The sequence below is a fragment of the Flagellimonas eckloniae genome (assembly GCF_001413955.1).
Lineage (GTDB): Bacteria > Bacteroidota > Bacteroidia > Flavobacteriales > Flavobacteriaceae > Flagellimonas > Flagellimonas eckloniae.
Genome location: NZ_LCTZ01000002.1, coordinates 2,979,988 through 2,991,959, shown reverse-complemented (window position 1 = coordinate 2,991,959; position 11,972 = coordinate 2,979,988). Strand labels below are relative to the sequence as shown.

11 protein-coding genes are annotated in these 11,972 nt (G+C 37.1%); 3 read left to right on the top strand and 8 right to left on the bottom strand.

Annotated elements, in window-relative coordinates; translation table 11 throughout:
• Positions 1–15: 15 nt before the first annotated feature.
• The 6 genes from AAY42_RS12845 to AAY42_RS12820 all read right to left on the bottom strand — a co-directional run bounded on the left by AAY42_RS12845 (position 16) and on the right by AAY42_RS12820 (position 7,140).
• Complete coding sequence (locus AAY42_RS12845; protein ID WP_082433436.1) at positions 16–2,439, bottom strand: ABC transporter permease; 2,424 nt, start codon at positions 2,437–2,439, stop codon at positions 16–18.
• A 3-nt stretch (positions 2,440–2,442) separates the two neighbouring features.
• Positions 2,443–3,207 (bottom strand): head GIN domain-containing protein, encoded by a 765-nt coding sequence (locus AAY42_RS12840; protein ID WP_082433434.1) that lies wholly within the window; start codon positions 3,205–3,207, stop codon positions 2,443–2,445.
• A gap of 62 nt (positions 3,208–3,269) precedes the next feature.
• Positions 3,270–3,965, bottom strand: a complete 696-nt coding sequence (locus AAY42_RS12835; RefSeq protein ID WP_055395838.1) for an ABC transporter ATP-binding protein — start codon at positions 3,963–3,965, stop codon at positions 3,270–3,272.
• 31 nt (positions 3,966–3,996) lie between these two features.
• Positions 3,997–4,527: a hypothetical protein gene (locus AAY42_RS12830; protein WP_055395836.1), complete on the bottom strand. Its 531-nt coding sequence runs from the start codon at positions 4,525–4,527 to the stop codon at positions 3,997–3,999.
• Between the two features lie 13 nt (positions 4,528–4,540).
• Entirely contained in the window at positions 4,541–5,791 is a 1,251-nt protein-coding gene (locus AAY42_RS12825) for an efflux RND transporter periplasmic adaptor subunit (RefSeq protein WP_055395834.1), read from the bottom strand.
• Positions 5,792–5,799: 8 nt separating this feature from the next.
• Positions 5,800–7,140 (bottom strand): TolC family protein, encoded by a 1,341-nt coding sequence (locus tag AAY42_RS12820; protein WP_055395832.1) that lies wholly within the window; start codon positions 7,138–7,140, stop codon positions 5,800–5,802.
• A 201-nt stretch (positions 7,141–7,341) separates the two neighbouring features.
• On the opposite strand from AAY42_RS12820, the gene AAY42_RS12815 reads away from it, so the two are divergent.
• Genes AAY42_RS12815 through AAY42_RS12805 form a run of 3 tightly spaced genes read left to right on the top strand, consistent with a single transcriptional unit; the run spans position 7,342 to position 10,522 of the window.
• Positions 7,342–8,706, top strand: a complete 1,365-nt coding sequence (locus AAY42_RS12815; RefSeq protein WP_055395830.1) for a sigma-54-dependent transcriptional regulator — start codon at positions 7,342–7,344, stop codon at positions 8,704–8,706.
• On the top strand, positions 8,706–10,058 hold the full coding sequence (locus AAY42_RS12810; RefSeq protein ID WP_055395827.1) for a sensor histidine kinase: 1,353 nt from the start codon (positions 8,706–8,708) through the stop codon (positions 10,056–10,058). Before AAY42_RS12815 ends, AAY42_RS12810 begins: the two co-directional genes overlap by 1 nt.
• A gap of 2 nt (positions 10,059–10,060) precedes the next feature.
• Positions 10,061–10,522: a 3-oxoacyl-ACP synthase gene (locus AAY42_RS12805; RefSeq protein ID WP_055395825.1), complete on the top strand. Its 462-nt coding sequence runs from the start codon at positions 10,061–10,063 to the stop codon at positions 10,520–10,522.
• A gap of 21 nt (positions 10,523–10,543) precedes the next feature.
• Here AAY42_RS12805 and arfB read toward each other — a convergent pair whose 3' ends face one another.
• Both arfB and AAY42_RS12795 read right to left on the bottom strand, forming a co-directional pair.
• Positions 10,544–10,948 (bottom strand): alternative ribosome rescue aminoacyl-tRNA hydrolase ArfB, encoded by a 405-nt coding sequence (gene arfB / locus AAY42_RS12800; protein WP_055395823.1) that lies wholly within the window; start codon positions 10,946–10,948, stop codon positions 10,544–10,546.
• The gene (locus tag AAY42_RS12795) at positions 10,926–11,921 is read right to left on the bottom strand and encodes a sulfate/molybdate ABC transporter ATP-binding protein (protein ID WP_055395821.1); all 996 of its coding nucleotides are present in this window, start codon (positions 11,919–11,921) and stop codon (positions 10,926–10,928) included. The genes arfB and AAY42_RS12795 overlap by 23 nt, the downstream gene beginning before the upstream one ends.
• Positions 11,922–11,972 lie beyond the last annotated feature (51 nt).

Below are 11,972 nucleotides of genomic sequence, written 5' to 3'. Positions count from 1 at the left end.
GATCTAGTTAATTTTTCATTCGGTTCTTAAACTTTTTATTGGATTAGCAACAGCGGCTTTTATAGATTGAAAACTCACAGTTACAATGGTCAATGAAAAACAAATAAAGCCACCTATGGCTACCATCCACCATTTAAAATCTATGTGATATGCAAAATCTGATAACCAAGTTTGCAAGGCATACCAAGTTAATGGAGTTGCCACAAGTAGCCCTACCAACATCAACCTCACAAAATCCTTGGATAAGAGGTATTGCAATTGTAAAACACTTGAGCCCAATACTTTTCTAATCCCAATTTCCTTGGTCCTACTTTTTGCAACAAATGCGCTCATTGCAAAAAGGCCCATACAGGAAAGTAAAACCACTATAATGGAAAAGAAATTAAGTAGTTTAAAATGTTCCATATCACGTTCAAAAAACCGGGCAAATTTGTCATCCAAAACATTAAACTCTATGGGGGTTTTAGGGTCAAAAGAATCGTTAACTTTTTTAAGTGCAATCATTGTTTTTGACCAGTCTGATGTTTTAATTTTCAATGTGTAATAATCAATGGAGTGTATTGGATTGTTCCAGTTGCCCATAACTAGGGGCTTTATGTTTGTTCTAAAATCTTCAATTTGAAAATCTTCTAAAACACCTGCGACTTGGGCAATAAAAGGTTGGTTTAAGTTCCGATTACTTCCACCATAGTTAACGGCCGGGATGCTGATCATTTCGCCTATGGGGTTTTCCAACCCTAATGCAATTACGGCTGCTTGATTAATAAACACTTTGGAGCTATCTGATGGAGCATCCTTAAAATTTGTGCCATCCAATAATCTGATATTAAAGGTCTTGAGAAAGTCTTTGTCGGCGCCCATAAACAACATGTCCTTTGCCTCTGCAAGGGACTGACCGTTTCGTTTCGTCTTTACCGTTGGTATGTTTTTCCATTCTCCAGGAACCCTTGAACTAACACTAACGGACTGAACTTCTGGAATTCTTGAAAATTCGGTTTTAATAGCTTCAAACTGATTTCTTAAAATTCTACTGTTTATATCCACAGTGGCCAAGCCTTCTTTTTTAAACCCGAGCTCTCTGTTTTTTAAAAAATCCATCTGCTTGTTAAAGACCAAAGACGCGGTAATAAATACAATAACAGCTATGAACTGAAACGTGAGCATAAATCTTCTAAAAGGCAATTTGGAGTTTAAGGATATTGTACTTTTTATAGAGGATGACACCCCTGATCTTATGATAAGCCAAAACGGATAAGCCACGGATAGGAGCCCAAGAAATAAACCGGATGCCACCATTATAACAATCCCATTAAAAGGAATTGACCGTAAGTTAAGGGTTGTGCTAAACCAAATCTGAACCAATGGCTGCAGCAACCATAACAGAGTATAAGCCAATATGATGGAAACCGAAATCAACAATAGGCTTTCAGACAAAAATTGTTTTAGAAGGCTAAGTTTCCCAGCCCCTACAATTTGCCTTAAACCTATTTCTTTTGCTCTGTCTATAAAAGCAATGTTCAACAATCCTGCGTAGTTAAAACAGGCCACCAATAAAATAAGGATGCTTACCCAAAAGAATAAACTCACATAGAATCCATTCCCCTTGTCTTTATTCATTTCACCCTCTACTTCATTTTCATATAAGTGAATGTCCTGAACAGATTGAACAGCAAAGCTGCTATTGTAAAGGATATCTTTTGGTTGATTTTCTTGTGCAAGTTTGGTGATTTTATCTCCCAGCGCAGCTAAATCTGCACTAGGCGAAACTTTAAGATATGTTATAAGCTCGTTTCTTGTCCAATTTGCAGACATAAAATCGGTATACCAACTAACCACCTCCGAAGCCATTTGACTGCTGAAGAAAACTAAGTTTTCTAAATGGGAATTTTCCGGAAAATCTTCTAAAACTCCTACCACAGGATAATCACCATAGCTGGTCTTTAATATTTTACCAAGTGCCGATTGCTTTCCAAAGTAGTTTTCCTTTATTGTTTGGGTAAGAATAATACCGTTAGGATGATTTATTAGACCATTGGTAGTACCTTCTATGAGGGGGAAACTAAAAACATTTAAAAAATCATCATCCAATACGGCAATTTGTTGATGATTTACTGTTTGTGGGTTATTGCCAACATTGGCTCTTCCCAAATATAGTATTTGGGTCTGGGTTTCAATTTCATCAAAAAGAAGTCTAGATTCTATACCAACTTTGGGTGGAGATTGTGCTATTTCTCGTGTAGTACCATTCTCATCTGTTGTTTCTTGCAGCAACCTAAAAACATTTTCTTGGCCTTTATCAAAAGAAGTTTCCCTCAAGACATAGGCATTCAGAAGGAAAAAGCAAAAGAACCCTAAAGTAAGCCCTAATACATTAATGATAGTAAAAGATAAATGGTTCTTTAAATATCTGAATGCGACCTTGATATGATTTTTAAGCATGACTTAATCTATTTTTTGAATTTCAGCTTCACCGATTATTATTCCCCTATCTACTTCAGGCGAACCTGCATACGCAACTATTGCCTCGCCATATGCAGTTACTTTTAATCTATCAGAAACTGCTACGCGATAGCTTCCTTCACCATATGCAGTTATCTTGGTCTCAATAGAATTTGCTTCTAAAGTGTTGATGGTGCTTTCGCCATATGCAGTTATTTTTTGTCTGCCAACAGCTCCCTTTTTAACCTCCAAATAACTTTCCCCATAAATACTTGTTGTTAAATTATCTAGATCTACTTCATTTAAGTACACTTCAGATTCTCCATAGAGTTTTAGCTTAAATTCAGACCCTGTTAGCGCACTCTCACAAACAAATTTTTCTTCTCCACGCAATGAAAGTTCTTTGAGTTGTTTGTACGTTATTGTTGCTGTAATCACAGTTCCTTTGTAGATTGATTGTTTGCCTTTCCAATTATCATTTTTGATTTTTTCTCCTTTTGTAACCATTTTGGCATCATCCAAGTAAAGACGCAATGTCTTTCCAACAACTTCTATGTTTAATTTTTCCAATGGTTCCGTACTTGAATGAACAGTAACAGACTCAGATATGCCCTCAACAAAATTTACAGCTATATGAGGGCTAATAATTACTTTATCAAAATGTTTCACGGATGTACTTTTAAGCTGTCCAAAAGAGAATCCGGATAAAAGAGCCAAACTAATGATGAGTAGTTTTTGTGCTGCCTTTTGTATTTTGATTGATTTCATAACAATTCGTTTTTTGATTGATGATTTTGTTTTTGATTGATGAATAAACCCCCTATTTGTAATTATGCCATTGCTCCCATGGGCTTATTTTGACTTTCGGTAACGATTTGCCCATCAAACAAGTTGATTACTCTATGCGCATAATGGGAATCCCTATCAGAGTGGGTTACCATAACAATGGTGGTTCCTTCTTGATTTAGTTCTGTAAGCAGATTCATTACCTCAATTCCGTTTTTTGAGTCCAAATTACCCGTGGGCTCATCCGCAAGAATCAATTTTGGATTGGTTACTACGGCACGGGCAATAGCGACTCTTTGTTGTTGTCCACCAGAAAGTTGTTGTGGAAAATGTTTTTCGCGATGTGCAATTTTCATTCGCTCCAAAACTGTTTTCACTTTTTCCCTGCGTTCGGCTTTGTTCATTTTCAAATAAATCAACGGAAGCTCAACATTTTCAAAAACGGTAAGCTCATCGATGAGGTTAAAACTTTGGAACACAAAGCCCAAATTCCCTTTTCTAAGTTGCGTACGTTGGCTCTCTTTAAGCCCTCCCACTTCATGGCCGGCAAATTGATAACTTCCCTCGGTTGGGTTATCCAGCATGCCAATAATGTTGAGCAAGGTAGATTTTCCACATCCTGAAGGCCCCATTATGGCTGCGAATTCGCCTTCAGCAACATTGAGGGTAACTCCATTTAAGGCAAGCGTTTCCACTTCTTCCGTTCTAAAACTTTTTTTAAGGTTTTGTATTTGTATCATTTTGTTGATTGTTATTTTTTAAATCTTTAATTTATTTGGATGCTAATTTCAGTATTGGGTAGAAAGCAATTTTACAAGTGTCAAATTCTAGAATCACTTTCTCTTCCATGTAAGGTTTTTTGGCTGTTTTATAAGGAGAAAATCCTTTAGGAAGATACTTTTTAGTGTCAAAACCTAAGTCGATTGATTCTTCTTCGATAAAGTTTATTGAATTAACTGGTACCACTTCAGTATATGGGTCAAATCCTTTTGGCAAATAAGCATTCGTATCAAAGTCCAGTGCCAATTCCTCCTCCTCAATGTACGTGATGGAGTCCAAATTAAAATACGCTTTATAGGGATTAAAATCCTCGGGAAGATAATCGGCAGTATTAAAGCCTAAATCAATTTCAGCGTCTTCCTCAATAAACACTATTTCACTAAGGTCTAGTTCAGAAGAGCTTTCTTTTACTTCATTGGAAGTATGCTCTATAACAAAAGTACTTTCTGTACTTTGTTGATTGTTCGCTACGGCCACACCACCTAGTAGTATGCATCCATAAATTAGTAATAACTTGTTCATTTTGATTGAATTTTTATTTTAATACTATTCTTTCAGCGGTACCGAAGCTGTCATAGTTACTGGTAATAACTTGCTCCCCGGGTTCTAGACCCTCCAATACCTCATAATATTTTGAGTTTTGTTTTCCTATTCTGATATTACGTTTTAAGGCTTCATTTTCGTCCGTGCCCAAAACAAAGACCCATTGTCCGCCTGTGCTTTGGAAAAAACCTCCTTTTGGAAGTAAAAGGGCATCATTGGAAGCACCAAGTTGTAATTTGATGTTGTAGCTCTGTCCAGCTCTAATAGTTTCTGGTTTTTCACCGGTAAAAACCAAATCCACTTTAAATCTGCCGTTCCTAACCTCAGGATATACTTTTCGTAACCGAAGACCATATTCCTTATTATTTCTTTCAAGGGAAGCAGATAACTCTCTTTTAACACGATCAATATAATGTTCGTCTATTTCTGCTTCAATTTTAAAATCTGTCAAAACATTGACCTGTCCTATGCGCTGTCCCTGGGCAATACTCTGTCCTATTTCAGCGTCTAAAAACCCTAACTGCCCATCTGCAGGAGCACGGACATTTAAATGATCTAATCGTTCGTACACCATGCCCAAGGTTTTGCGCATACGTTGCAGGTCCACATCCAACCCCGTAAGGGATGTTTTGCGCAATTCATCATCTTGCTCGGTTTGGAGTTTTACAATATCATATTGTTTTTGCGCCAGTTCATAATTTTCCTTGGACGTCAAGTATACTTCCTTGGACACCAACTCGTCTTCAAAAAGTGCTTGATTTTGCTCGTAATTACGTTTTAGTCGCTGTAAGTCTGTACTTGTAGTGGCAAGGGAACGACGTCCTTCTACCTGTCGGGCATCAAAAGTGAGACGTGTGGAGCGAAGGTCGTTTTGCTTTAGGGCCAAGTTGCTTTCACTGGCCAATATTTGCTCGTAAAGTCCCATATTTTCAAGCTTAAGGATTATATCACCTTTCTTGACCATACTTCCCTCTTCAATCAATTTTTCAGTAACCCTGCCTCCTTCATAAGCATCCATATAAATTGTGGCAATTGGTGCAACGGTTCCATTTATGGTAATGTAGTCATCAAACTTACCCTCCGTAACCTGTGCTATGGAAAGTCTTTCTTTGTCTGTTCTAAAGGAGGATACGGAGTTGGCAAAAATTAATTTCCACCCGGCAAACAACACGAATATGCCTAGGGCAATGTAACCGTAATGTTTTGGTTTTAATCCTTTCTTTTTTTCTAATTGTATATCCATTGTGTTTCTTAGTTGATATTAAATATTGGCAAGCCGTTATAGAAATCTAGTGTACTCTTGTTCACCTTTAACCGAAGTCTTACCTGTAGGTTTTCGTTCTGTGCTACGCCGTATAAATTTTTGGCCTGGAATAGCTCTAAAGCATTGATCAAGCCTTTTTCATATCGTTTTTGTGAGATGGTGAAGGCCAATTCCTGTGCTTGTACTCTTTTATTGCTTTGCTCATATTCTGCAATAAGTGCTTGATTTGTTTGAACCAATTGTTGCAATAATTGGAATAACTCTTGTTCTTGGATATCAAGATTGGTCTGAGCTTGCTGATATGCTATTTTTTGTTGCTTTACCCTTGAGTGATTGGCCCATCCCAAACTAATAGGGACACTAAGTTGTGCTCCAACAAAGCGAGAAAAGTTTTCATCGATTTGATCCCTAAAAGGAATAATCATATCATTATCATCAAGATTCGTTTCCGAAAATCTGGAGCTCAAACCTGCAATTAAAGAGATAGATGGGTATAAGCTGCCTCTTGTAGCTTGCAGCTGTTTTTTAGCGGCCTTTACTCTTAAATCTTGCCCTTTAACAAGCGGGACAAAATTCTTGGCCACATTATAAACAGAGTCCAATGAAACACTTTCGGTCAACTCATTGGAGATAGGGTCCAATGTGGTCTGCAACTCAATATCACTTTCATCTGTTAGATTCATTTCTTGAAGTAGTGTAAGCTTGGAAAGTGCCAATAAATTTTTGTTCTGTGTAACCAAAAGATGATCCCCCAACAGGTTCGATTCTGCTTCATATAAATCTGCTTTTGCCATTAAGCCCAATTCTACCTGCTTTTTCACAATATCATAGTTGGATTGTGAAATTTCCAGTTGTTCAAGTGAGTTTGCAACCAAACCCTCATTGAATTTTATATCATAATAAGCAGACATCACCCTAAAAGCCAAAAGAAACTTTTCCTGTAATACATCCTCTTGGGTGGCCCTATAAATAAACTTGGAAGCTTTAATGGTATTAAGTTTTTGAAATCCCTGGAATAGGTCAATATTTGCGTTTAGACTATAACTAGTGCTGAAGAACTCATTGTTTACAAGCACCCCTGTCTGTGGATCTTCTGTAAGACCAGAGCTGTATCTAGAATCAGAAAAACCGGATACATTGGGCAATAAGTCTCTAATAGATTGTCTATATGTTTCCTTGCTCGAATCTTTACTGTAGTCGGTATTTTTTACTTGTAAGTTGTTTTTCACAGCAAACGCGATGCATTCTTCCAATGTCCACACCTTTTGTGCAGATCCAATTATGGAAATCAATAAAGCAAGTGTTGTAAGGTATATTTTCAAGGTCATAATTTATTACTGTGCCAAACTATTTGCCATTCTTGTGCCATAAATATAAAATGTTGATTAATAGATATTTATATTATTTATGAATATTTTTCGTGTGTCAATGTGTAAAATTTTTATACAAAAAATGTCCAAATATTTTACAGTTGTAAAAAATATGTGTTTTCAATTTGTAGTTTTATACCAAAGTAGATTATAAAGCTTATGACCGAAGCCAGTATTTTAGTCATTGACGATAATAAAAGTGTGTTGAGCGCCTTGGAGATTCTGTTGCAGTTTGAATATAAGAGTGTCCAAACACTGTTTAACCCAAATCAGATTTCTTCTTTTGCAAACATGGAAAAGATTGATATTGTGCTTTTGGACATGAATTTTTCAGCAGGGGTGAATACCGGGAACGAAGGATTGTACTGGTTAAACGAAATTAAAAAGAAATCCCCGCTTACTTCAGTTATTATGATGACCGCCTATGGTGCGGTAGACTTAGCGGTTAAGGCATTGAAACAGGGAGCTTCTGATTTTGTTTTAAAACCTTGGAACAATGAGCGACTATTAACAACAGTGAAGTCGGCATATGAACTTAGAAAATCCAAACAGGAGATTCATAAATTAAAAAAGCAAGAGAGCAACCTAAAGCAGGTCATTAATGAAGACAAGAATTTTATAATAGGAAACTCCAGGGCTTTGACCTCAGTTTTAAACCTGGTCAGAAAAGTGGCCAAAACAGATGTAAATGTCCTAATAACTGGTGAAAATGGAACGGGAAAGGAACTTATAGCACGAGAATTGCATAGACTTTCATCACGAAAAGATGAAGTGTTTATTGGGGTTGATATGGGTTCTATTGCTGAAAACTTATTTGAAAGTGAACTTTTTGGCCACATAAAAGGTTCTTTTACAGACGCAAAAGAGGATCGTGCCGGAAAGTTTGAGGCTGCTCATCAAGGCAGCTTATTTTTAGATGAAATGGGAAACCTCTCTCTACAAATGCAAGCCAAATTGTTATCTGCCATTCAAAATAAGTCTATTGTAAGAGTGGGTTCCAATAAAGCGGTAAATGTAGATATTCGTTTGGTGTGCGCCACCAATTGCAATTTGGAACAAATGGTTGTTGATGGCCTTTTCAGGGAAGATCTTTTGTATAGAATTAATACCATACACATTGAAGTTCCCCCATTACGGGAACGAGAAGGCGATATTTTAATCTTAGCAGATTTTTTTCTGAAAAGGTTTGCCAATAAATATGACAAACAAGGACTTCGAATAAACAATTTGGCAGAAGAAAAACTGATGGAGTATTCATGGCCTGGCAATGTGAGGGAATTACAGCACACCATGGAACGGGCAGTTATTCTTTCAGAGGGTAATGTGCTCAAGCCCACAGACTTTTTATTACATGCAAAACCTTCCCAATCTTTTGAGAATGGACCTGCAACCTTAGATGAAATGGAGCAGCAAATGATTTTCAAGGCCCTAGACCAAAACGATGGAAATTATAGTGCCGCTGCCGATCAATTGGGTATTTCTCGGCAAACCCTATATAATAAACTGAAGAAAAAGAATAAATAATGGCGAGTCGTAATTTTTACATACAGCTAATATTCAGGGTTCTTTTTATAGCCTTGACTGCTCTGGTTTTTGCTTTTGCTTTGGTAAAAACATGGTATTTTACCTTGGCCTTTTCTATTTGTTTCTTTGTTGCACAAGTTTATTCTTTAATCAATTTTATAAATAGCACCAATCGTAAAATCGCTTATTTTTTTGATGCAATCCGTAATGAGGATTTTACACTCCGGTTTCCCGAAAAGGTATCCATTAAGTCCTTTAAAGAACTTAATCAAAGCCTCAATAGGGTAAACGGGCTCATTCAAGAAGTTCATTTGCAATTACAGATAAGGGAGCAGTATTATCAGGAAATCCTTAAGCAAGCAAGCATAGGGATTATGACTTTTAATGAAAAAGGGCACATACTATTTTCGAACCCTACATTGGAAAAACTGTTGAATTATACCCCGCTAAACCACATTAAGCAACTAACCCAAGTTGATGAAAACCTGTATGAAACCTTTAAATCTTTTCGCCCTTTTGAAAGAAAGCTGTTCCAACTGACCAATGAACGGGAACAAGTGCAACTGGCTCTTAAATCCACTCCTATAACTTTAGATGGCAAGTCACTTTTGTTGGTTGTTGTTCAGGATATCAATGAAGAACTGGACGAAAAGGAAACCGAGTCTTGGGTGCGCCTTATACGGGTGCTGACCCATGAAATTATGAATACCATTACTCCAATTGCCTCAATTTCTGACTCAATTATCAAATATTATAAGAACAACGGAGAGATTGTTTCTTCCAAGGAGTTGGATGAAAGTCAGATAAAAAATACACTAAAAGGACTTGAGGTAATTAAGGAACAAGGTGGAAACCTAATGGATTTTGTCCAATCCTACAGAAGTTTGTTAAATGTTCCTGAACCAAATCAAACTATTGTAAAAGGAAAAAACCTTTTGGAAAAGATTGATGTTTTAATGTCGACGAGACTGGGAGAAGAGCAATCAACATTTTATGTAACATGCCAACCAGAGGAGTTGGAGTTTTTTATTGACGAAAAACAAATTACCCAAGTTTTAATCAATCTCTGCAAGAATGCACTGCAGTCCATAAAAGAAATTGAAGGTGGCCAAGTACATATGGTGGCGGGAATACAAAATGATGGGGTAAAATATATTGAGATAAAAGATAATGGCCCGGGCATTCCAACAGATCTTATCGATGAGATTTTTGTTCCCTTCTTTACTACCAAAAATGAGGGCACGGGAATTGGACTAAGTCTTTCCAGGCAGGTAATGCAGTTACACGGAGGTAGTTTAAAAGTTAGATCTATTCCCAATAAAGAAACCATTTTCAGATTAACCTTTGCGTGATAATGATTGGTGAAAAAGAGATAAAACAACAGATTCTGGAATTTTGTTGGAACCAAATAAACGAGCGCACGGAAAGCTTAAGAAAAAGGAGTGATGCCTTACAAGAATCGCTTAATTCCGAGACCAAAAGCAGCGCTGGGGACAAACACGAAACGGGTAGGGCCATGGTTCAGTTGGAACAAGAAAAGCTTGGAAAACAGAGGGTTGAACTTGAAAAGACAAAAATGATTCTCTCTAAAGTTGACATTGCCAAACATTCTGAAAAAATTAGCTTGGGAAGTTTGGTAAAAACCACCACCGCAAATTATTTTATCGCAATTTCAGCTGGAGTATTCAATAAAGATAATGACGCGTTTTTTTGTATTTCTGCAAGCTCACCAATAGCAAAACTGCTGTTGGGAAAGGAAAAAGGAGATGCATTTTCATTCAATGGAAACGAGAGTGGCATTCTAGAAGTTGTGTAGTTGATTTGGAACTACGGCCTGTTAATCCAAATCTGGTTTCTTGCGATTGGCTTTTTTATTGGCATCTCTCTTTTTGGATTTTAAGCGCCTTTCAATGGAAGATCTAGAAGGCTTTGTAGGCCTTCGCTTTTTAGGAACCTCCAATCCTTTGTTTAATACCACAAAAAATCGTTTGATTACAAGTTCTTTGTTTTTATGTTGGCTGCGGGCTTCATCACATTGCAGAACAAGCATACCTTCCTTGGTTAACCGAGAGCTTAGTTTTAAGGAAAGTCTTTCTTTTTCAGCCATGGACAGACCTTCAGAGGATTGTATGGCATAGGATAACTCAACTTTGGAGGAAACCTTATTTACATGCTGTCCACCAGCACCACTGCTGCGAATTGCTTTGAATTTTAATTCTTTACGTATCTTTTCCTTGTTCAATTTGAAGGCGGGTATTGATAGTCTCCAAAGATACATTAAGGAAGACGATGTCTCCTTCTTTTAGTCTTTTTGTACTGTTGAAATACAATACGGTTTCCTCATTTACCGTAGCTTCATTTAAAAAGTGACTTCCCTTAAAAAAAGAATTTTTGACGCATACTTTTAATCCGGATTCATCCGAAATTTGAAACTCATGTGGATAAATTAGAACAGATCTATCAATTTTGGCATAGGACTTCAAAAGTTTGACGGGAATTTTGTTCACTTCACCAAAAAGCGAAGCAGTATAGTAATTTGGTGGGGTTTTGTATAGTTTTTTGGTTTTTTGGTTGACAATGATTTTGCCTTTTTCTAAAATAAGAGTGCGTTCTGCATAAGGCAAAACATCATTTGGGTCATGGCTGGCCGTAAGAACCGTTATGCCTTTTTCTTTTAAGTAAGGAAACAGGTTTCTCCTTAGAGAGTTTCTTTTGAAATTATCTATATGTCCAAAGGGCTCGTCGAGTAAAAGTACTTCAGGTTCTTGGGCCAAAACTCTTGCCAAGGCCACGCGTTGTTGTTGTCCACCACTCAAATTTTTCACCTTTGTTTTTGCAAAAGCCTCAAGTTGAATAAGGCCTAAAAGCTCTTGTGTTCGTTGTTGATGGGTTTCAATCTGAAATACAGATAAATATTGCCCAATATTTTCTTCCACCGTAGTATAGGGCATCAAATCAAAATCTTGCGAAAGGTATTTCATGTAGGATTCGCCTGGAACTAAATTGAAATTTGGGCCCAACGCTTCTTTTTCACCCCAAAAAATAGAACCATTTTCAACATGCAAAAGGCCATAGATAATTTTCAGTAAGGTACTTTTCCCAGAGCCACTCTCTCCCATCAAGGCTATATGCTCTCCTTTAGCTACTTGAAAGCGGATATCTTCCAACACAAGCTGATCTTGATAACTGAAGGAATCAATATGAACTTTTAGCATAATTGGGTTGGAATCAATAAAAAATCCGCCTCAAAGAAAGCGGATTTATTT